The sequence below is a fragment of the Streptomonospora mangrovi genome (assembly GCF_027604915.1).
GTDB lineage: Bacteria > Actinomycetota > Actinomycetes > Streptosporangiales > Streptosporangiaceae > Streptomonospora > Streptomonospora mangrovi.
In genome coordinates this window covers 17,742-37,774 of record NZ_JAJAQC010000027.1, presented here as the reverse complement: position 1 = coordinate 37,774, position 20,033 = coordinate 17,742, and the positions used below count along the sequence as shown (strand labels likewise).

The following is a 20,033-nucleotide window of genomic DNA, read 5'->3' as shown; positions in this document are numbered from 1 at the left end:
CACATCATAGGGGGCGTGATGACGACAACTTCTGGCAGCTCAACCGCTTCAACCCTGCCCAGGGCGGGCGCGCGGCAGGCCAAGTCGGGGGACGACACCGGGGCCGCCGACCAGCGCAGCCGCGTGGGCGCGGTGGAGCCGTCGCTGGCCTACGCGCCGCTGCGCCGGCTGCCCGCCCAGCACCGCAGCATGGTGCGGGTGCAGCGGATGCTGGACGCCTGCGCCGAACTCCTCGACGAGGGCGGCTACAGCGAGCTGTCGACCACCCGGATCGCCGAGCGGGCGGGTGTGGCGATCGGCTCGGTCTACCAGTTCTTCCCCGACAAGAAGGCCATCACCCAGGCGCTGGGCCTGCGCTACCTCGACCAGTTCACCGCGCGCGTGACCGAGCGACTCGCCGAGGAGGACCGCGAGCACTGGACGCACGCCGCCGATGTCATCATCGACGAGTACCTTGACATGCACCGCACCGTCCCGGGGTTCCGGAGCCTGCACTTCGGCGACGTCGTGGACGAGCGGCTGCTGGACTCCGGCACCGAGAACAACCGGGTGATCGCCACCCGGCTGCGCCAGTTGCTCACCGCCCACGGCGGCGCGCACGAGTGCGAGCAACTGGACCGCGCCGTCGTCGTGGCCGTCGAGGCCGCCGACGCGGTGCTCAAGCTCGCGTTCCGCCTCGACCCCGACGGCGAGCCCCGCCTCATCGAGGAGACCAAGCTGCTGCTGCGCACCTACCTCGGCCACCACTTCGGCTGAGGCCACCGCCCGCACCCCTCCACGGTCCGGGCACCGGCGCGGCGGCCGCCCGGCCCCGCGTTCCGGCGCGCGGCAACCGCACACGGGAGGAGACCCTCAAGTGCCCGCCGACAGCACCGCCCCAAGACCCGCCGACAGCACCGCCCAGTCCGCCACCGCCCCGCTCGCCACCGCCCACCCCACCACCGGCACGGTGGCCGGAATCCCCTACCTGGCCGTGCCCCCGGCGCTGCCCGTGGCCGACGCTCCCATGGTGGTGGCGCTCCACGCGTTCGAGCCGCCGCGCAGCGAGATTGCGCTGGCCGGCACCCTGCCGCTGGCCTCCCTGCCCGCCTGGCGGTTCTACCTGGGCCTGCCCATGTTCGGCGCCCGGCTGCCCGAGGGCGGGATCGCCGAGGTCAACCGGCGCGGCCACGACGACTACCTCATCGAACTGTTCGGCCCGGTGGTCGAGAAGGCCGCCGCCGAACTCCCCCGCGCGGTGGCCGGCCTGCGCGAACTCCACCCCGTGGGCGACACCCCCGCCGGCCTCCTGGGCGTGGGCGCGGGCGGCGCGGCCGCGCTGCTGGCCCTCGCCGACAACCGCGTGCCGGTGGGCGCCGCCGGCCTGGTCAACCCGATCGTGGACCCCCGCCCGGTGCTGGCCGCCCGCGAGCGCCGCCTGGGGGTGGACTACGCCTGGACCGACACCTCGCGCGGCGTGGCCGCCTGGCTCGACTTCACCGCCCGCGCCGCCGAGATCTGCGCGCGCCGCCCCCAGCCGCCGCTGCTGATCGTCAGCGGCGGCCAGGACGACGTCATGCCGCCCGAGCGCACCCGCGCCCTGCACGACGCCCTGGCCACCGGCTACATCCCGCAGGCGCTGCGGCACATCGTGGTGCCCGACCTCGCCCACACCATGGGCCCCGAGCCCGGCCTCCAGCCCGGCCCGCCCGAGCCCGGCGGCGTGCTGGCCGACCGCGCGCTGGTGGAGTGGTTCCACACCCACCTCAGCCCCACCGGCTCGGCGGCCGAGGAGACCGTGCGGCTGGGCTAGGCCCCGGCGGGGCCGGCGCCGACGGCGCCGAGTGTGCGGCACGACGCGTTGCCGCCCTCCTCAGCGGCGTTGTACATTGCAAGACTTTGCCGCCGCCGCCCCGCTGAGGAGGGCTTTCGTGGACCTGCCCCGTGAGCACGCCGCCACCCTGGCCCGGATCGAGGCCCGGGTGCGCGCCGACCCCCGTTTCACCGGGCTGGGCGCGGGCGGCTCGCTGCTGTCCGGCGCCGTGGACGCCTACTCCGACCTCGACCTCGTGGTCGTCGTCGCCGACGAGCACCACGAGGCGGTCATGGCCGCCCGCAGGGAGATCGCCGCGTCATGGGGGCGGCTGCTGGCCGCGTTCACCGGCGAGCACGTCGGCGAGCCCCGGGTGCTCATCTGCCTCTACGCCGACCCGCTGCTGCACGTCGACCTCAAGTTCCTGCGCGCCGACGAACTCGCCGACCGGATCGAGGACCCCCGGGTGGTGTGGGAGCGCGACGGCGCGCTGTCGCGGGCGCTGGCCGCCGCCCCCGCCGCGCCGCCGGAGGTGGACCCCCAGTGGATCGAGGACCGGTTCTGGATCTGGGTGCACTACGCGGCGACCAAGCTCGGCCGGGGTGAGCTGTTCGAGGTGGTGGAGTTCCTGGCATTCCTGCGGGCGCGGGTGCTGGTGCCGCTGGCCGGGGCCGCGCGCGGGCTGGAGCCGCGCGGGGTGCGCAAGGCCGAACTGGCGCTGCCCGGCCTCGTGCCCGCGCTGGTCGAGACCGCCCCCGGCTACGACCCCGCCCTGCTGGGGCGGGCCGTCCTGCGGTGCGTGGAGCTGTACGCGGCCCTGCGCGACGCGCTCCCGGACCCGCCCGCCCACCAGGAGGACGCGGCGCGGGCCGCCGTGGCGTACCTGGAGGAGGTCGTCGGCCGGTAGGCGGGGAAGACAGCGGGCGGGTAGCCGGGCGCCACCTCGCCGCCACGCCGCCCACCCGTCTACGGCCTCACCCGCGCCTTCACATCCGCTCGGCCAGCTTGCGGGCGGTGATCTGCACCGGGTCCCACACCGGCGAGAACGGCGGGGCGTAGCCGAGGTCCATGCCGGCCAGGTCCTCCACCGCCATGCCGCCCCACAGCGCGGCGGCGACGGTGTCGATCCGCTTTCCGGCGTTCTCCCAGCCCACGATCTGGGCGCCCAGCAGCCGCCGCGTGCGCCGCTCGGCCAGGATCTTGGTCGTCATCGTCGCCGCGCCGGGGTAGTAGCCCGCGCGGGTGGTGGAGGCCAGCGTCTCCGCCTCGTACTCGAACCCGGCCGCGCGCGCCTCGGCCTCGTTGAGCCCGGTGCGCGCCACCTCCAGCCCGCACACCTTGCTGATGGCGGTGCCCAGCACCCCGCCGAAGCGGGCGTAGCCGCCGCCGATGTTGGTCCCGGCCACCCGGCCCTGCTTGTTGGCGTGGGTGCCCAGCGCGATCGACACCGGCCGGTGCGAGATCCGGTGGAAGGACTCCACGCAGTCCCCCGCCGCCCAGACGCCCTCGGCCGAGGTGCGCATGCGCGCGTCGACCGCGATCCCGCCGGTGGGGCCGATCTCCAGCCCGGCCGCGCGCGCCAGGGCGCTGTTGGGCCGCACGCCCAGCCCCAGCACCACGATGTCGGCGGGGTACTCCCCCTTCTCGGTGGCCACCGCGCGCACCCGGCCGCCCTCGGTGCGCAGCCCGGTGGCGGGCTCGCCCATGTGCACCTCCACGCCCAGGCCGGTGAGGGCGGTGCGCACCATGGCGCCCATGTCGGGGTCGAGGGTGCCCATGGGCTCGGCCGCCGCCTCGACCAGGTGCACGCGCAGGCCCCGCTCGATGAACGCCTCGGCCATCTCCAGCCCGATGTAGCCGCCGCCCACGACCACGGCGCAGGAGGGCCGCGCCTCGTCCACGTAGGAGCGCACCGCGATCCCGTCGGCCAGGGTCTGCACCCCGAACACGCCCTCGGCGTCGATCCCGGGCAGGGCGGGGCGCACCGGCACCGCGCCGGTGGCGATCACCAGGTCGTCGAAGCGCTCCTCGACCTCCTCGCCGGCGGGTCCGCGCGCGGTGACCGAGCGGCGGTCCAGGTCGATGCCCACCACCTCGGTCTCCGTGCGCACGTCCACGGCGTGCTCGCGGCGGAAAGTGTCGGGGTCGCGCGCCACGAGGTCCTCGGCACTCGATACGGTCTTGGCGACCAGGTACGGGATCCCGCACGCCGAGTACGATGTGTGGCGGCCCCGCTCGAAGGCGAGGATGTCCAGCTCCTCGGGCCCTCGCAGCCGGCGGGCCTGCGACGCGGCGCTCATTCCCGCGGCGTCGCCTCCGATGACGATCAGTCGTGGCCGTGCGTTCACTCGCCGCTCCATGCCGCCTCCCTTGTCGGACGCTCCGGCGTCAGTCTGCCGCCGTTGCATGGGATCATCCCCGTGGCGGCCGGGATCTCCCTGGTACATAGTGACGAACACAGCGCTAGGAGGGCGGCTTACGTGACGGAACCGGCACCGGTGTTTGCCAACGGGGTCGACCACGAACGGCTCACGTCCCAGCTCCGGTTCTACCTTGAGACCGACAAGCTCAAGCGGATCCTGCGGCGCAACATGCTCGTGGACGGCTCGCGGCGCGAGAACGACGCCGAGCACTCCTGGCACCTGGCGCTGGCCGCGCGGGTGTTCGCCGAGTACGCGCCCGAGGGCACCGACATCGACCGCGTGGTCGAGATGCTCGTGCTGCACGACATCGTCGAGATCGACGCCGGCGACACCTTCGTCTACGACGCCCAGGAGTCCGTCTCGCAGTTGGAGCGCGAGCGCGCCGCCGCCGACCGCATCTTCGCGCTGCTGCCCGAGGACCAGGCCAAGCGCACCCGCGCCCTGTGGGAGGAGTTCGAGGCCCGCGAGACCCCCGAGGCCCGCTTCGCCAAGGCCATCGACCGCCTCGCCCCGATGCTGGCCAACTGGCACACCGAGGGCGGCACCTGGGTGCGCCACGGTGTCACGCGCGCCCAGGTGCTGGAGAAGGTCAGGATCATCGCCGAGGGCTCCGAGGCGCTGGGCTCCTACGCGGTGGCCCTGATCGAGGACGCCGACCGCCGGGGCTACCTGGCCACCGGGTGACCCGGTCGGGCGCCCGGGTCAGAACTGCTCGATCACCAGGTGGACCACGGCCATCAGGCCCACGGTGACGATCAGCCCGCGCAGCACGAACGGCTTGAGCCGGCGGCCCAGCCGGGCGCCGACGTAGCCGCCCAGCACCGACCCCGCCGCGATCAACCCCACCACCGGCCACTCCGGCTGGGCGAAGACCGTGTAGAACACCGCGGCGGTGGCGTTCACCACCGAGGTCAGCACGTTCTTGATCGCGTTGATGCGCTGCACGTCCTCGTCCAGCGCGGTGCCCAGGACGCTGATGAGCACGATCCCCTGGGCGGCGGCGAAGTAGCCGCCGTAGACCCCGGCGCCGTAGACCCCCAGCGGCAGCAGCGGCCCCCGGCCGCGGTGCTCGGCGCCCCGGCGCGAGCGCACCCACGCCGAGATCCGCGGCTGCACGATGATCAGCACGCAGGCCAGCGTGATGAGGACCGGCACGACCAGCTCGAAGACCTCCGAGGGCAGGTTGAGCAGCAGCACCCCGCCGGTGATGGCGCCCGCGCACGACATCACGGCCAGCCGCGCCGCGCGGCGGCCCTGCCCCTTGAGTTCGCGGCGGTAGCCGATGGCGCCGGTGATCGCGCCCGGCGACAGGCCCACGCTGTTGGAGATCGACGCGGTCACCGGGGGATAGCCCAGGGCGAGCAGCACGGGGAAGGTGAAGAGGGTCCCCGAGCCCACGACGGCGTTGATGCCGCCGGCTCCGATGCCCGCCAGCAGAATGGCGAGCGCCTCCCAGACACTCATGGGCACCCTTCGTCGGTGGCGGGGACGGGCCGGGCACGGCGGGGCCCCGGTGGGGGGATCCGGGGTTGCGCCGTGCCGGGCGGGCATGCGGTCGCGCCCGCCGCGCGTGGTCGATGACCTGGCCCGATCACGATGGCGATGCATACAGTCTACGCACCGCAGGGAATCGACCGGTCGACCGCCCCCTGGCCACCAGGACGCAATCGACTACTCTCCGCACCTGGTAGATTACTTACCGTCTCTTTGGCTATAGCTCACTCGGGCTATATCAGAAATGAACCCAATGGGGCCTGTCGGTGATCTGCGCCGGTCCGTAGTTTCGTCCTCAGCGGTGAGGAACGACACAGTCCGCCGAAACCCCGGCCCCGAGCGACCACCGACCCCCTGTCGGACGATCCACGGGACCCCCGTCGCGGCCCGTGCCGTCCCCCGCACCGTGTCGGCGTCCGCGCCCGTCGGCACACCCGATAACACACATGCTGATCTGGGAGTGGGGCAACATGTGGACTGCGGAGATGACGACCCGCGCGCTCTGTCGCGAGGTCGATCCCGACGCGCTGTTCGTGCAGGGAGCCGCGCAGAACCGCGCCAAGCTCATCTGCCGGGGCTGCCCGGTGCGCACCGAGTGCCTTGCCGAGGCGCTGGACGAACGCATCGAGTTCGGCGTCTGGGGAGGGATGACCGAACGCGAGCGCCGGGCGCTGCTGCGCCGCCGCCAGGACGTCACGTCGTGGTGGGACCTGCTGACCGCCGCGCGTGACCGCTACGAGCGCGAGAACACCGAGCCCTCGGGCGACGGCTGGCTGACCGACTCCCCCCTGGTGGCGGGGGTCGGCGCCGAGGCCGGCCGGTAGCCGGCCGGGGGCCGCGCCCGTGCGGCGCGGCCCCCGCCGGTCCGTCCGCCACCGCGCCCCGCCCCGTCGGCGGCGGGCGCGGCCCGCCGTGCGCGCGCCCTCAGGCCGGCGGCGCCGGTCCGCGCGCTCTGCCGCGCGAACCCCGGCCCGCACCTCTCAGGTGCGCGCGCCGGGCTCCACCGTGCGCTCGCGGCCGTTGGCCTCGCCGGTCACCCGCTGGTCGGGCTGCTCGGGGCCGCTGTCGCGCACCCGGTCGAACATCCCGCCGATGCTCTCCAGTGCCTTGCCCATCTCGCTGGGCACGATCCACACCTTGTTGGCGTCGCCGCGCGCGATCTCCGGCAGCTTCTGGAGGTACTGGTAGGCCAGCAGCTCGTTGGTCACCTTGCCGGAGTTCAGCGCGCGGGCCACCATCATGATCGCGTCGGCCTCGCCGCGCGCCCGCACGGTCATCGCCTCGGCCTCGGCCTTGGCGCGCACCTTCTCGGCCTCGGCGGCGCCCTGGGCGCTGAGCACGGCGGCCGACTGCTCGCCCTCGGCGCGCAGGATCGCCGACTGCTTCTGGCCCTCGGCCGTCAGGATCTCCGCGCGCTTGTCGCGGTCGGCGCGCATCTGCTTCTCCATGGCCTCCTGCACCGACTCCGGCGGCTCGATGGCCTTCAGCTCGACCCGGCTGACCTCGATGCCCCACTCGGCGGTGGCCTCGTCCAGGACCGCCCGCAGCTCGCGGTTGATCTGGTCGCGGGAGGTGAGGGTCTGCTCCAGGTCCATCCCGCCGATCACGTTGCGCAGGGTGGCCGAGGCCAACTGCTCCACAGCCTGGATGAAGCTGGCGACCTTGTAGGTGGCGTTGTAGGGGTCGGTCACCCGCACGTAGACGGCGGTGTCGACGTTCACCGACAGGTTGTCCTGGGTGATGGCGGCCTGCGGCGGGAAGCTGACCACCTGCACCCGCAGGTCGATCCGCTCGCGCACATGGTCCACGAACGGGATGACCACGTGGAACCCGGAGCCGAGGGTGCGGTGGTAGCCGCCGAAGCGCTCGACCACGTCGGCCTCGGCCTGGGGCACGATCCGGATGCTGAACCAGCCGACCACCGCCAGGATGGCGACGAAGATCAGCAGGATGACGATGACGGTTCCCATCAGGGCGGCTCCGGCTCTCCTGGCAGGGGGACACGGGCGGGCGCGGCACATCGGCTGCCACACAACCGATGTACGCGGCGATCCTAGGGGCCGCACGTGGGCCGATCCCCGGAGCAGGCCGCCGACCAGGCGCTAAACCCGGTCAACGTGGCCGGATGCGGACACCTCGCCTAATTACGGGCAACCGGATGTCAGGGTTCGACAACCGCACAAACCCCGCCCGCCCGGCACACCCGTCCCACCGGCGGCGTCCGGCGCGCCCGCCTCCCGCGAGCGCGCCGCCGCGCCGCCGCCTCACACGGCGCGGGCGCTCCACCGGTCGCCGTCGCGGTCCACCTTCAGCGGCATCCCGAACGCCTCGCTCAGGTTCTCGCCGGTCAGCTCGTACTCCAGCGGCCCCGCCGCCACGACCCGCCCCTCGCGCATCAGCAGCACGTGGGTGAACCCCGGCGGGATCTCCTCGACGTGGTGGGACACGATCACCAGCGCGGGGGCGTCGATGTCGTCGGCCAGCGTGGTCAACCGGCGCAGCAGGTCCTCGCGCCCGGCCAGGTCCACCCCCGCCGCCGGCTCGTCCAGCAGCAGCAGTTCGGGGTCGGCCATCAGCGCCCGCGCGATCAGTACCCGCTTGCGCTCGCCCTCCGACAGGGTGCCGTAGCGGCGCTCGGCCAGGTGCGCCGCGCCCCAGCGGGCCAGCAGCGCCCGGCCCCGGCCCAGGTCCACGGTGCCGTACTCCTCGCCGAACCGGCCCAGGTAGCCGTAGGACGCGCTGATCACCAGGTCCAGCGCCAGCGCGGAGTCGGGGATGCGGTTGGCCACCGCCGAACTGGCGAACCCGACCAGGCTGCGCAGCTCGGTGGTGTCGGCCTCGGCCAGGTCCTCGCCCAGCACCGCGACCTCGCCGGAGTCGGGCGCCAACTGCGCGGCGGCCACGCTGAGCAGCGACGTCTTGCCCGCGCCGTTGGGGCCGAGGACCACCCAGCGCTCGTCCTCCTCGACGGTCCACTCCACCTCGTGCAGCAGTTCCGCCTCGCCGCGGCGCACCGTCACGCCGCGCATGCGCAGCACCTGGCCGTTCATCGCACTCCCCGGGGTCTTCCACGTCCATGCCGCCCGCCGCCGCGCCGCCGGAGGGGGCGCCGCGCGGCGCGGGCCTCGCCGTTAGGAACCTACTCGACGCCCCCGCCTGTCCGCGCCCCGATCTAGGCTGAAGCGATGCTCGCAGAACTGTCATCCGCACAGGTGGTCGCCTGGGGCAACGCCTGGCTCGCCGGGCACGCCGGGCTGGACGACCTCGTCGACGCCGTCGAGCGCGCCACCGGGCCGCACGTGGTGGGCGCGGTCGCCGAGGGCCTGCCGTTCGAGTCCGGCGCCCCGCTGCGCAGCGCGCTCGCCCGCCTGCGCTCCCACGGCCTGGCCCGGTTCCACCTGTGCCTGCCCGTGCCCGGCGACCCCCTCGGGCTGGTCGGCGGCCCCGACCTCAACCGGGCCGCCGTCGAGGCGCGCGAGGCCGTGCTGGTCCGGCTGGCGGATCGCCGGGTGGGGCTGGTCCCCGGCGAGGACCGGCGCGGCTCCTCCTACGTCGGCGTGGCCTGGGACGCCTACCCCGCCGCCGACCGCGACCCCGAGTACGTCCCGCTGGCCGACGCCGAGCACCGGCTCCAGGGCGCCATCCGGGAGTCGGCCGAGCTGTTCGGCCGGGTGGACGACATCTCCTCGTGGGGGCCCGAGGTCGCCCGCGCGCTGGCCGACCTGCGCGACGCCGACCGCGCCCCCGCCCACGGCCTGGCGCCCGGCCACCCCCAGCGCGCCCACCGCCTGGCGGCCCAGGCCGACCGGCTGGCCGTGGTGGTGCGCCTGGCCGGGGCCGACGGCGGGCGCGGGCTCAGCGCCGCCCAGATGAGCGCCCGCCACGAGGCGCTGCGGGTGCTCGACAGCGCGGTGCGCCGGGCGCGCGTGGCCGCCTACTGCGCGGGCGACTGAGCCCGCCCCGGGCCGCGCCGGACGGGTCGGGGGTCGGTGCGGGGCCGGTCGCGCGTCGGCTTCTGGCCGGTCGCGGCGGGGTTCGCGCAGCGCGGGCGGCCGGGGCCGGGGCCGGGGCGCGTTCTCAGGGGAAACCCCGGGGATGTTCCGGATCCGCCCCGCACGGTCGGCAGGCGATACTCGACACCATGAACGACACGGCACCGGCTTCCTCTCACGGACAGGCCCTCCCCCACCTCCGCGCCTCCGACGCCGACCGCGACCGCGTTGCCGAGGTGCTGTCGACCGCGCTGAGCGAGGGCCGCCTCACCCACGACGAGCACTCCGAGCGGCTGGACGCGCTGTACGCCGCCAAGACGCTGGGCGAACTCGCCCCCCTCACCCAGGACCTCCCCGTGGCGGGCGGCGCCGCCGGGCGGACCGACCTCGGCGGCCTGGCCCGCTCCCCCGAGGGCGTGGAGAACATCCGCTCCGTCCTGGGCGCCGCCGAGCGCAAGGGCCGCTGGCTGGTCGAGCCGCGCACCAACGTCTCGGTGATGGTGGGCACCGCCGTGCTGGACATGCGCGAGGCCGTGCTGAGCCAGCGCGAGGTCACGGTGCAGGTCGCCATGGTCCTCAGCACCCTGGAGGTCGTCGTGCCGCCGGGCGTGCGCGTGGTCAGCCGCGTCAGCGACACCCTCAGCACCGTCGAGGTGAAGACCCGCGAGGACGCCGCCTCGCCCGCCCCGCCCACCGTGGTGCTGGAGGGCGGAGCCTGGCTGTCCACCATCACGGTCCGGTCCAAGGACCCCAAGGCCAAGCGCTGGCTGTGAGCGCGTGCGCGCCGATCCGGCACACCGAGTGAGAGAGCGGCACACTGCCATGGAACCCGAACACATCCGCGCCTCCGATGCCGACCGCGACCGCGTCATCGAACGGCTGCGGGAAGCGGTCGCCGAGGGTCGGCTGACGCCCCAGGAGCACGAGGAGCGGCTGGACGCGCTCTACCGCGCCAAGACCGTGGGCGAACTCGCCGTCGTCACCCGCGACCTGCCCGCCCCCGGCGGCGGCCCGGGCGCGGCGCCGGGCATGGAGGTGTCCTCCGAGGAGGCCCGGCGGCTGGCCGCCCAGGGCGAGGGCCGCGAGAACATCGTGGCGGTCTTCGGCGGCGCCGAGCGCAAGGGCCGGTGGCTGGTCGAGGCCCGCACCAACGTGTCGGTGCTGTGCGGCGGGGTCGAACTCGACCTGCGCGAGGCCGTGCTGAGCCAGCGCGAGGTCACCATCCAGTGCGCGGTGGTGCTGGGCGGGCTGGAGATCACCGTGCCCCCGGGCGTGCGTGTGGTGAACAACACATCAGGCATTCTGGGGGGCTGTAGCCTCCACGGCACCGACGAGGTCACCGACCCCAATCACCCCGTTATACGTCTTACGGGTACCTGCATGCTGGGTGGTATCGAGGTGAAGGCGAAGAAGCCCAAGCGCAAGAAGAAGAAGGACCGGTGACCCCCGCGCGACCCGCCCCGGTCGGGTCCGTGGCCGCGCGGTGAACGGCCGTCCACAGGGGGCGGGCTGCGACACGGCGGGATTTTTCCGCCGAGTACCGTGGATGAAGCCATGAATGAACACTCCACGCTCCTGGTTACGGTGTCCGGTCGCGACCGTCCGGGTGTCAGCGCGCGGCTGCTCAGCACCCTCTCGGTGTACCCGGTGACCCTGGTCGACCTCGAACAGGTCGTCGTGGGCGGCCGCCTGGTGCTCGGGGCGGTTCTGGCGGTCGACGACGGCGTCGCCCCCGGTGTCAGCCACGACCGCGTGTTCACCGAGCTGCGCAGCGCCGTCGAGAAGACCTGCATCGACCTCGACATGGACGTCGAGTTCTCCCGTGGCAACGGCCGGGTGGGCGCCGACTCCACCGACCAGCTCCACGTGACCATCCTGGCCGACCCGCTGCGGCCCGGGCAGTTGGGCGCCATCGCGTCCTGCATCGCCCGCGCCGGGGCCAACATCGACCGCATCGAGCGGCTGGCCAGCTATCCCGTCACCTCCATCGAACTCGACGTCTCGGGCGCCGACCCCGAGCGCCTGCGCGGCGACCTCTCCATGGAGGCCGCCACCCAGGCCATCGACGTCGCGCTCCAGCCCAGCGGGTTGCACCGCCGCGCCAAGCACCTGGTCGTCATGGACGTCGACTCCACCCTGATCCAGGGCGAGGTCATCGAGCTGCTGGCCGAGCACGCGGGCTGCGCCGAGGAGGTCGCCCGCGTGACCGAGGAAGCCATGCGCGGCGAGATCGACTTCGAGGACTCCCTGCGCCGCCGCGTGGCCATGCTCAAGGGGCTGGACGCCTCGGCCGTGGACCGGGTGCGCGAGCAACTGGTGCTGGCGCCGGGCGCGCGCACCCTGGTGCGCACGCTCAAGCGGCTGGGGTATGAGTGCGCGATCGTCAGCGGCGGGTTCTCCCAGATCACCGACGTCCTGGTGGAGCGGCTGGGGCTGGACTACGCCATGGCCAACACGCTGGAGATCGTGGACGGCAAGCTCACCGGCGAACTCGTCGGGCCGATCGTGGACCGCGTGGGCAAGGCCGAGGCGCTGCGCCGCTTCGCGGGCGAGGCGGGGGTGCCGCTGAGCCAGACCGTGGCCATCGGCGACGGCGCCAACGACCTCGACATGCTCCAGGCCGCCGGGCTGGGGGTGGCGTTCAACGCCAAGCCGGTGGTGCGCCAGCAGGCCGACACCTCGGTCAGCGTGCCCTACCTGGACACCATCGTCTACCTCCTGGGCATCACCCGCGAGGAGGTCGAGGCCGCCGACCGCATGGACGACCTCGACCCCGCCGCCCACTGAGGCCACCGCACCGACCCGCCGACCCGCACCACCACGGCCGCCCGATCCCCGGAAGGGGATGGGCGGCCGTTCGCGTCGCGTCCGCGCGGGGGCTCAGGCGGGTGCGCTGAGGGGGGTCAGCCAGTGCACCTCCAGGTCTTCGCGCAGGTAGTCCATGCGGTGCCGCTGGAAGTCCGCGAGTTCGGGGCGGGCCAGGTGCGCGCGCAGGTCGGCGGGCGAGCGCCACAGCTCGTAGAACACGAGCGTGCCGGGGTCGGCGGTGTCGCGGTGGACCTGGTACTGCAACGAGCCCGGTTCGGCCCGGGTGGGCTCCACGAACGACAGCAGCAGGCGTTCCAGCTCATCGGCCCGCTCGGGCTTGGGTCGGGCGAATCCGTAGAGGCCGACGGCCCCTTCTGCTTCAGGTACGACGATCGTCATACCTGAGGACGCTAGCCCGCCATGAGGTACGATGCAAGTCGTACCTAGGAGTGGTGGATGGATCTGGGCAAGGTGTTCGGCGCGCTGGCCGACGACTCCCGCCGCCGGGTGGTGGCCGAACTCGCCGCCGACCCGGCCGACCGCGAACGCGCCTGCGGCTCGTTCGCCCTGCCGGTGAAGAAGGCCACCCGCACCCACCATTTCCGTGTCCTGCGCGAGGCGGGCCTGATCGTCCAGCGCGACCACGGCAACGGCAGTGCGGTCTCCCTGCGCAGAGGCCACATCGAACGCCACCTCCCCGGCCTGCTCGACCTGCTGACCGAGGAGTTGGCATCCGAATCCGAGCCTCAGCCCGAGCGGCAAAGCCCGGCGCCTACCGAAGCAGCCGACCCCGCCACCCGCTGAGGCTCGTTCTCACCGCCGCCGGATTTCATGCGGCGGGTTCCATGTGGCGGGTTTTATGCGGCGGGTTTTATGCGGCGGGTTTTATGCGGCCGGTGTCATGCGGCGGCGGGTGTCAGGTGGTGGACGTAGGGCCGGACGCGGCCGTGCCGGGGCCGCCGTCGTCTTTTACGCGGGGCGTAGATCCGGAGGTAGGCGGCGGTGGCCTCCTTCGGATTTCCGCAGTACCCGCATATCTCCCTGTCATTTGAGCGTTCGCAGAGATGGCAGCGCCACTCATCGCACGCAGGTGGAAAATCCGTGGACATGGGAATCCGTGCTTTCGCGGAGAAAAGGACCGATAAGGCTTCGCGGGTCGATCGGGTAGATCGCCTGCTCCCAGTCGCGGCGCTCCTCGCTGACGAAGAACCGCCACAGGACGGCGAGCGGGTAGTCGCGCCCGTCCCAGGTGCCCGAGGCGACGCAGCGGGTGCCGACGTGCTTGTGCCACACGCACCACCCCTCGCGCGCGGCCCACAGGACGGAGACCGGCGGGGTGTCGGGGCGGGGCGTGGAGACGACCTTGCCCGAGGCCGGGATCTGGCGCAGCGACCCGGGATGGCGAATCACCCGGCCATCGGCGCTCACGCGGCCACCACACGGCGGCCGACACCGAAAAGGTCGTCGTCGGGTTCGAACCGCGCCCACTGCGGGGGTGCGGCGTGCAGCCCGCGCGCGGGCCGAACCAATCGGGCGATAACCGCCAACGGCGCAATAACCATCGCTAGGATGTGCATCGTTCTCAGCTCCCTTGAAGCTGGGGACCACGCCCCCGGATGCCTGACCCGCATCGCGGGGGTCTTTCATGCCCACCATGACGACCCATGGGCTGACCTGCCATAAGAGCTACATGTTTATAGCGTTATCGAGAATGCCGCGCATCGCGTAGCGCGGATGGTGCACCCTCATAACATGGCAGAACAAGTGAACGAGCAGTGGGCTCGGTGGGGCGCCGAACTTCGCCGCCTTCGCAAAATGGCCGGAAAGAACCAGACCGATGCCGCTCGCATGATTCATCAGAGCCGACAACTCATTGGAAAAATGGAGAACGGCACGAGAACACCAAATCGGGACCAAGCGGGCGCGCTCGATGAAGGGCTTGCTACAGGTGGAGTTCTGCTTCAGCGCTGGCGCGAACTGAGCGGCACACACGATGTCCCCGACGAGTGGAACGACTTCATACTCATGGAGAGGGCCGCCATCGAGATCAGGGAGTACCAGCCGCTCATCGTCCCTGGTCTGCTCCAGAGCCCCAAGTATGCTCGTACCATTCTTTGGCGACGGGCGCTGGCCGAGGAGCAGGTCGACCAACTGATAGCCTCACGCATGGCTCGGCTGGAGCAGCTCAACCCCCGCACGGAACTCAGGTTCGTGCTGGATGAGTACGCCCTGACTCGCACCATGGTGATGCCTGAGGTCATGGCCGAACAACTGGACCATCTGGTTACAGTGGTCAACCGGCATGGCATCGTGCTCAGCGTGGTTCCCCACGACATTCGGCGACCCCGAGTTGGCGTCTGTGGTTCGTTCCGAATCGCGACCATGGCAGACGGACGCCAGATCGTTCACGCCGAACACATCAAAGGAATGGTGCTCATAGAGAAAGCAACGGAAGTTGCGGACGTCTCGAATCAGTTCGGGGATCTCCAAGTGGAAGCCTTGTCCCCGGATCAGTCGTTGATCCTCATCAAGAGAATGAGAAGCGATATTCCATGAGCAAAACTAACATTTGGCACAAGAGCAGCTACAGCGGCGCACAGAACCCCAACTGCGTCGAGGTCGCCGAAGGCGCGCACACCCTCATGCGCGACACCCAGCACCGCGACCTGGGCCACCTCACCTTCCCGGCGACCGAGTGGGACGCCTTCCTCTCCGCCCTCCGCAACGACACCCTCTAGCAGCCCCCAGACGAGAGAGCCCCCAGGGACGTCCCTAGGGGCTCTTCCTATTACCGGCGGGCCGCGTCACCTCACAACTGGGGTAGCCGCAGGCTCGGCATGCCGGGGTGGCGCAGGTACTGCCCGGCAGCGTCCACGTGCAGCGTGAAGGCCGAGGGCTCGGGGGCACCGGCGGCGTCGTAGGCGTCCACCACGGCCTCGACGCGATCCCACAGCGCCACCGGGCCGCCCTGCCGGACCCTCCAGTCCCCGCCCTGGGCCGACAGCACGGCCACCGACCCCGTGACCACATCCACCAGGTGCACGTGCCCGTCCACGGTCGCCATCTGCGCGTCGGGGACCGCGCACTGGGCGAGGAACCGCAGGTGGAACGCCTCAACCGTCGGGTGGGTGAGGCGGTCCGGAGCGTGCCGGGTCGGGCGGTCGGCGCCGGACGCCAAGGCAGCCCAGTGGGCGGGGTTGCCGAACGAGGGCGGGGCGTGGGTGCGCACCGCCATGAACGACACCGTCCCCGGCAGCAGGCGCCCGTGGGCGGTGCCGTCGGCGTCGACGGTCAGCAGGACGCGCGCGTAGCCGTAGAGCCACCCCGACAGGGTGAGCAGGATCTTGCCGCCCGGCCGGGCTTGGGCGAGCAGGGCCGGGGGCACGGCCCGGAACGAGCAGGCGGCCACGATCCGGTCGAACGGCGCCCGGGGCCGGTACCCATAGAGACCGTCGGCCACCGCCAGTGCGGGGATGTAGCCGCAGGCGTGCAGCGAGGAAGCGGCCTGCCTCAATCGGTGCCCGTCGACCTCGATCGAGGTGACCCCGGCTGAGCCGAGCCGTTCGCAGGCCAGCGCGGTGGAGTAGCCGGTGCCGGTGCCGATCTCCAGCACGTTGTGGCCCTCGGCGACCTCCGCGTCGGCCCACATGCCCACCACCAGCGACGGCAGCGTGGAGGAGGAGGTCGGCGCGCCGCCGTGGCGCACGGCGGGGCGCGCCCAGTCGGGTTCGTCGCCGTCGAACTGGGTGATGAGCGTGGTGTCGGAGTAGGCGGCGGCCAGCCACCGGGCGTGGTCGAGGTCGGCGGTGACCGGCTCCCACACCGTCAGCCCGTCTGGGTCAGGCTCCTCGCCCGGCAGGTAGAAGCCGGGCACGAACCGGTGTCGGGGCACCGCCGCGACCGCCTGCCGCCAGGCGGGATCGCCCAGGACCCCCTCCTCGGCCAGGGCGCGGACCAAGCCGCGCCGCAGCCGCGCGGCGTCGGCGTCCAGGTCAGCGGGCAGCGTCATGGCCGACCGTCTCCTCTACTCAGAATGTCGGCGAAGGCGCGCGCGATGTCCGGCGCGTCGGGCAGCCAGCCCCACTGCCCGTTGGGGTTGCACTCGATGGCGGTCCAGCACTGCGGATCGAGGGCCGCGCCGGTCAGGGCGAAGTCGAAGCAGCCGAAGACGAGCCCCCAGGACTCCAGGTAGGCGTGCAGGGCGGCCTCGACGGCGGCGGGGACGGTGACGGGGGTGTGGACCAGTTCCGCCCAGTCGCCGCTGCGCCAGTCGAGCGCGCCGTGTGGCGTGGTGATCTGCTGGGCGAACACCTGGGGGCCGACGACGGTGACCCGCACGTCGCAGGTCTTGGGGATCTGCGCCTGGAACAGGTGCGCGGTGAGGGCGAGGGAGTCGTCAAAGGCGGCGGGGTCGACGCGCTGCGCCCAGATCACCCCGGCGTGCCCGTCCTCGCCGGGGGGCAGGCCGCGAAATGTCTTGTAGACGACGTGCTCGTGGTCGGCGGCGAAGGCACGTGCGGCCTCGGCGTCGTTGGTGATCAGCGTCGGCGGGATGGTCAGTCCGAGGTCGGCGAAGCGCTGGAGTTGGGCCGGTTTGAAGTCGGCGCGGGCCACCGCAGAAGGGTGGTTGACGTAGCGGGCGGCCGACAGGTGGTTGAGGACGCCGCTCAGACCGTGGCGAGCCTCGGCGGCGGCAAAACGCTGCTGCTGGGCTGGCAGGTGCTCGTATCGGGCGGCGTAAGGGGTGGGGCGGCGGTAGTACACCGCCGCCACGTCCTCCAGGTTCACCTCCCGGCTTCCCGTGCGCAGCCGCCCCTGCCACTCCCCTGTGTCAAGGCCGAGGCGGAAGTCGAAGGACAGCGCGGCCCCGATGTCGGCGGGATCCACGCGCGCCACAGGCACGCCCCGGTCGTTCAGTTCGGCGATGACCCAGTCGGCGGTGACGTCTTCCAGAGCGGTGAGGACCAGGACGGTGGAGCCCATGCTCAGTCGGACTCGTAGTCGGTGGTGTTGTCGTCCTGGGTCTGGGGGTTGGGGCCGGTGCCGTCGCCGCCCCCCGACATCGAGGCGGTGCCCTTCGTCCGGGAGGTGCCGTGCTTGGCAAGCTCGACCGGCCGTCCGGCGGCGTCGGTGTAGCGGGCGATCTGGGTTGCGGGGTCCAGGCTCACCACCGCGTAGCCCGGCGGGCCGACCGGCAGCCGTCCGGTGACCAGCCGCATAGCCCACGGCGCCTGAGGTTCCACTTTCTCCAAGGTGCGGCCTCTTCCTGTGCAAGAGCGGTCGGGCTGGATGGCGGAGGACGACGCCGGGGCAGACCACCCGTCTTATGTCCCTGCTACCACACGGAGACTTCTCTCGGACGCCCCCAGAGTAGACCGGTGTCGTGCTTCTCCTGACTCTGAGCGTGCGGGTGATTACCTTCAATGAGGAAGGTCTCCAGCGAAGTCGGAGGGGTGCCATGGCCGAGATGGTCGGGCTGCTCCGGGCTCAGGGGGTCTTGCAGGACCCCGCCACGGACCACCGCCGCCTCGGTGTCTACGGTTGCTCGTCCTCCTCCACCAGGCCGGTGCGGTAGGCGTAAATCGCGGCCTGGACGCGGGTGCGGACGCCGATCTTGGTGAGGATGCGGGACACGTGGATCTTGGCCGTTCCGGCGGCGATTCCCAGGTCGTCGGCGATCTCGGTGTTGGACCGGCCGAGGGCGAGCAGGCGTAGGACCTGCGTCTCCCGCGCCGTCAGCTCCGGCACGGCCGCGGGCGCCGCATCAGGCGCGGCCGTCGGCCGTGTCGGAGCCTTCGGCGCGGCGGCGTGCGGGCCGGGCGTCGCGTAGCGGTGCACCAGCCGCCGGGTCACCTGGGGGTCGATGAGGCCGTGCCCCTTGTGGGCCGCCCGCACAGCGGCGGGGTAGAGGTCGGGGTCGCCGTCCTTCAGCAGGAACCCCACGGCGCCCGCTTCGAGCGCCCCGAACAGGTAGGCGTCGGTGTCGAAGGTCGTCAGCGCGATCACCGGCGGGCAGTGCGGACCGGCCATCAGGCGCCGGATGGCGGTGATCCCGTCGATGCCCGGCATCCGGATGTCGGTGAGGACCACGTCCGGCCGGAGCCGACCGGCCATCTCAACCAGCTCGGCGCCGTCCCGCGCCGCGCCGAGGAAGGCGATGTCGGGCTCGTGGCTGAGGAGCTGGCGCAGTCCCTCGCGGGCCAGCCGCTGGTCGTCGGCCACCAGGAGGCGGATCACCGGGCCTCCCCGGCGAGCGCGTCGTCGCGGTGGGCGTCCGCGCCCGCGTCGGCGTTCGGCGGGCGTGCGGGCAGGTCGGCCCGCACCCGCCAGCCGCCCTCCGGGCGCGGCCCGGCGGTGCAGCTTCCCCCGAGCGCGGCCACGCGCTCGCGCATCCCCGCAAGGCCGCGGCCCCCGCTCGGAGCACCCTCGGCGCCCCCGGCCGGACCGCCGTCAGCGCGCCCGGCCGGTGCGCCCCCGGGCCGGACCCGGGGCGGGCCGGGATCCTCGACGGTGACGGTGATCGCGCCGTCCACCCCCCGGACCCGGACCTCGGCCGCGCCCGCCGCCGAGTGCCGCGCCGCGTTGGTCAGCGCCTCCTGCACGATGCGGTAGACGCAGCCCGCCACGGCCGCGTCCGCGCCACTCCGCTGGACAGCGGGGTCGACGTCGAGCACGACGTCCAGCTCCGAACCCCCGCTGCGCTCCGCGAGCGCCGCCAGGTCGGCGAACCCCCGGTCCGCGGCGCGCGACCGCGCGTCGGTCGGCACCAGAGTCGCGAGCAGCCCGCGTATCTCGGCGAGCGCCTCCGCGGAGAGGTCGGCGATCCCGCCGAGCGCGCGGTCGGCCTCCGGGTCGCGGCCGCCCAGCGCCCGGCGGCCGCCGACCGCCTGGAGGCGGATCGCGCTCAGGTGGTGGCCGACGATGTCGTGGACGTCGCGGGCGATCCGCGCGGCCTCGTCCGCGCGCGCACGCTCCTCGCGGGCACGCTGCAACCGCTCGGCCTGCTCGGCGCGCTCGGAGCGCAGCCGCAGCGCGTAGCCGACGGCGGCCGGCGCCGCACCGGCCGCCGCGTACACCGGCAGGGCGGCCAGGCCCCAGGTCCCGCCGCCCGCGAGCGCGAGCGCCGCCGCCCACACGGCGGAGCCCGCCGCCAGCACGACCCGCAGCCGGTGCCGGTGGTAGGCGGCCGACGCGACGCACAGCGCCAGCGCCCACATCCCGGTGTCGCGCTGGAGGACCATGCTCGCCACCAGCACCACCGCGGCCGAGGCGGCGACCGCCGCCAGCGGCGCGCGGCGGCGCACCGCCAGGGGGGCGCAGGCGGCCACGACCGGCAGCACCCACGCGACCAGCGCGCCCGCGTCGGTGAGGTCGGGCGGCCGGCCGCGCACCCACCCGTCGAGTGCCGCGGCGGCCAGGGTGGCGGCCGCCGCACCGCCCGCGAGCAGGGCGTCCCCGGCGGCGGGGGACATCCGCCGCCGGGTGGCCGTGGGCCGAAGCGTCCGCAGTGCTCTCACGGCGGCC

23 protein-coding genes are annotated in these 20,033 nt (G+C 73.1%); 12 read left to right on the top strand and 11 right to left on the bottom strand.

The genetic code is table 11. The annotated features are described in order from the left end of the window. Positions 1 to 189: 189 nt before the first annotated feature. From LG943_RS16280 to LG943_RS16270, 3 genes are all read left to right on the top strand, one after another. Positions 190 to 756: a TetR/AcrR family transcriptional regulator gene (locus LG943_RS16280; protein ID WP_270073192.1), complete on the top strand. Its 567-nt coding sequence runs from the start codon at positions 190 to 192 to the stop codon at positions 754 to 756. A gap of 193 nt (positions 757 to 949) precedes the next feature. Continuing rightward, entirely contained in the window at positions 950 to 1,792 is an 843-nt protein-coding gene (locus LG943_RS16275) for an alpha/beta hydrolase family protein (protein ID WP_270073191.1), read from the top strand. Between the two features lie 118 nt (positions 1,793 to 1,910). Then, positions 1,911 to 2,699, top strand: a complete 789-nt coding sequence (locus LG943_RS16270) for a hypothetical protein (RefSeq protein ID WP_270073134.1) — start codon at positions 1,911 to 1,913, stop codon at positions 2,697 to 2,699. A 79-nt stretch (positions 2,700 to 2,778) separates the two neighbouring features. On the opposite strand, the gene LG943_RS16265 is transcribed toward LG943_RS16270, so the two are convergent. Continuing rightward, positions 2,779 to 4,140, bottom strand: coding sequence for an FAD-dependent oxidoreductase (locus tag LG943_RS16265; protein WP_270073133.1), 1,362 nt, complete (start codon positions 4,138 to 4,140; stop codon positions 2,779 to 2,781). A 132-nt stretch (positions 4,141 to 4,272) separates the two neighbouring features. On the opposite strand from LG943_RS16265, the gene LG943_RS16260 reads away from it, so the two are divergent. Continuing rightward, positions 4,273 to 4,899, top strand: a complete 627-nt coding sequence (locus LG943_RS16260; RefSeq protein WP_270073132.1) for an HD domain-containing protein — start codon at positions 4,273 to 4,275, stop codon at positions 4,897 to 4,899. 18 nt (positions 4,900 to 4,917) lie between these two features. On the opposite strand, the gene LG943_RS16255 is transcribed toward LG943_RS16260, so the two are convergent. Continuing rightward, a complete protein-coding gene (locus LG943_RS16255) occupies positions 4,918 to 5,679 on the bottom strand; it encodes a sulfite exporter TauE/SafE family protein (protein WP_270073131.1) in 762 nt (253 codons plus the stop codon). A 500-nt stretch (positions 5,680 to 6,179) separates the two neighbouring features. On the opposite strand from LG943_RS16255, the gene LG943_RS16250 reads away from it, so the two are divergent. Next, a complete protein-coding gene (locus tag LG943_RS16250; RefSeq protein ID WP_270073190.1) occupies positions 6,180 to 6,533 on the top strand; it encodes a WhiB family transcriptional regulator in 354 nt (117 codons plus the stop codon). A gap of 156 nt (positions 6,534 to 6,689) precedes the next feature. Here LG943_RS16250 and LG943_RS16245 read toward each other — a convergent pair whose 3' ends face one another. Both LG943_RS16245 and LG943_RS16240 read right to left on the bottom strand, forming a co-directional pair. Beyond that, positions 6,690 to 7,679 carry an SPFH domain-containing protein gene (locus tag LG943_RS16245; RefSeq protein WP_270073130.1) on the bottom strand — a complete coding sequence of 330 codons (990 nt, stop codon included), beginning with the start codon at positions 7,677 to 7,679 and terminating at the stop codon, positions 6,690 to 6,692. 294 nt (positions 7,680 to 7,973) lie between these two features. Then, complete coding sequence (locus LG943_RS16240) at positions 7,974 to 8,759, bottom strand: ABC transporter ATP-binding protein (RefSeq protein ID WP_270073129.1); 786 nt, start codon at positions 8,757 to 8,759, stop codon at positions 7,974 to 7,976. A 135-nt stretch (positions 8,760 to 8,894) separates the two neighbouring features. Between LG943_RS16240 and LG943_RS16235 the strand changes: the two genes are divergently transcribed. The 4 genes from LG943_RS16235 to serB all read left to right on the top strand — a co-directional run bounded on the left by LG943_RS16235 (position 8,895) and on the right by serB (position 12,488). Further along, positions 8,895 to 9,662: a hypothetical protein gene (locus tag LG943_RS16235; protein WP_270073128.1), complete on the top strand. Its 768-nt coding sequence runs from the start codon at positions 8,895 to 8,897 to the stop codon at positions 9,660 to 9,662. Between the two features lie 188 nt (positions 9,663 to 9,850). Continuing rightward, positions 9,851 to 10,474 (top strand): DUF1707 SHOCT-like domain-containing protein, encoded by a 624-nt coding sequence (locus tag LG943_RS16230; protein ID WP_270073127.1) that lies wholly within the window; start codon positions 9,851 to 9,853, stop codon positions 10,472 to 10,474. Between the two features lie 49 nt (positions 10,475 to 10,523). Continuing rightward, a complete protein-coding gene (locus LG943_RS16225) occupies positions 10,524 to 11,144 on the top strand; it encodes a DUF1707 SHOCT-like domain-containing protein (protein ID WP_270073126.1) in 621 nt (206 codons plus the stop codon). 111 nt (positions 11,145 to 11,255) lie between these two features. Further along, positions 11,256 to 12,488 (top strand): phosphoserine phosphatase SerB, encoded by a 1,233-nt coding sequence (serB, locus tag LG943_RS16220; protein ID WP_270073125.1) that lies wholly within the window; start codon positions 11,256 to 11,258, stop codon positions 12,486 to 12,488. A gap of 93 nt (positions 12,489 to 12,581) precedes the next feature. Here serB and LG943_RS16215 read toward each other — a convergent pair whose 3' ends face one another. Further along, on the bottom strand, positions 12,582 to 12,908 hold the full coding sequence (locus LG943_RS16215) for a putative quinol monooxygenase (RefSeq protein ID WP_270073124.1): 327 nt from the start codon (positions 12,906 to 12,908) through the stop codon (positions 12,582 to 12,584). A gap of 57 nt (positions 12,909 to 12,965) precedes the next feature. Here LG943_RS16215 and LG943_RS16210 point away from each other — a divergent pair, with 57 nt between their 5' ends. Next, complete coding sequence (locus LG943_RS16210; protein ID WP_270073123.1) at positions 12,966 to 13,313, top strand: ArsR/SmtB family transcription factor; 348 nt, start codon at positions 12,966 to 12,968, stop codon at positions 13,311 to 13,313. Positions 13,314 to 13,586: 273 nt separating this feature from the next. Here the strand turns inward: LG943_RS16210 and LG943_RS16205 are convergent, their stop codons facing one another. Then, positions 13,587 to 13,937 carry a hypothetical protein gene (locus LG943_RS16205; RefSeq protein ID WP_270073122.1) on the bottom strand — a complete coding sequence of 117 codons (351 nt, stop codon included), beginning with the start codon at positions 13,935 to 13,937 and terminating at the stop codon, positions 13,587 to 13,589. Between the two features lie 324 nt (positions 13,938 to 14,261). On the opposite strand from LG943_RS16205, the gene LG943_RS16200 reads away from it, so the two are divergent. Continuing rightward, on the top strand, positions 14,262 to 15,065 hold the full coding sequence (locus LG943_RS16200; protein ID WP_270073121.1) for a helix-turn-helix domain-containing protein: 804 nt from the start codon (positions 14,262 to 14,264) through the stop codon (positions 15,063 to 15,065). Continuing rightward, positions 15,062 to 15,247 (top strand): DUF397 domain-containing protein, encoded by a 186-nt coding sequence (locus LG943_RS16195; protein WP_270073120.1) that lies wholly within the window; start codon positions 15,062 to 15,064, stop codon positions 15,245 to 15,247. The genes LG943_RS16200 and LG943_RS16195 overlap by 4 nt, the downstream gene beginning before the upstream one ends. 71 nt (positions 15,248 to 15,318) lie before the next feature. Here LG943_RS16195 and tgmC read toward each other — a convergent pair whose 3' ends face one another. The 5 genes from tgmC to LG943_RS16170 form a co-directional block, all read right to left on the bottom strand. Then, positions 15,319 to 16,518, bottom strand: coding sequence for an ATP-grasp peptide maturase system methyltransferase (gene tgmC, locus LG943_RS16190; protein ID WP_270073119.1), 1,200 nt, complete (start codon positions 16,516 to 16,518; stop codon positions 15,319 to 15,321). Beyond that, entirely contained in the window at positions 16,515 to 17,492 is a 978-nt protein-coding gene (tgmB, locus tag LG943_RS16185; RefSeq protein ID WP_270073118.1) for an ATP-grasp ribosomal peptide maturase, read from the bottom strand. Before tgmB ends, tgmC begins: the two co-directional genes overlap by 4 nt. A 2-nt stretch (positions 17,493 to 17,494) precedes the next feature. Next, the gene (locus tag LG943_RS16180) at positions 17,495 to 17,728 is read right to left on the bottom strand and encodes a putative ATP-grasp-modified RiPP (RefSeq protein ID WP_270073117.1); all 234 of its coding nucleotides are present in this window, start codon (positions 17,726 to 17,728) and stop codon (positions 17,495 to 17,497) included. A gap of 316 nt (positions 17,729 to 18,044) precedes the next feature. Further along, positions 18,045 to 18,746: a response regulator gene (locus LG943_RS16175; protein WP_270073116.1), complete on the bottom strand. Its 702-nt coding sequence runs from the start codon at positions 18,744 to 18,746 to the stop codon at positions 18,045 to 18,047. Then, on the bottom strand, positions 18,743 to 20,026 hold the full coding sequence (locus tag LG943_RS16170) for a sensor histidine kinase (RefSeq protein ID WP_270073115.1): 1,284 nt from the start codon (positions 20,024 to 20,026) through the stop codon (positions 18,743 to 18,745). Before LG943_RS16170 ends, LG943_RS16175 begins: the two co-directional genes overlap by 4 nt. Positions 20,027 to 20,033 lie beyond the last annotated feature (7 nt).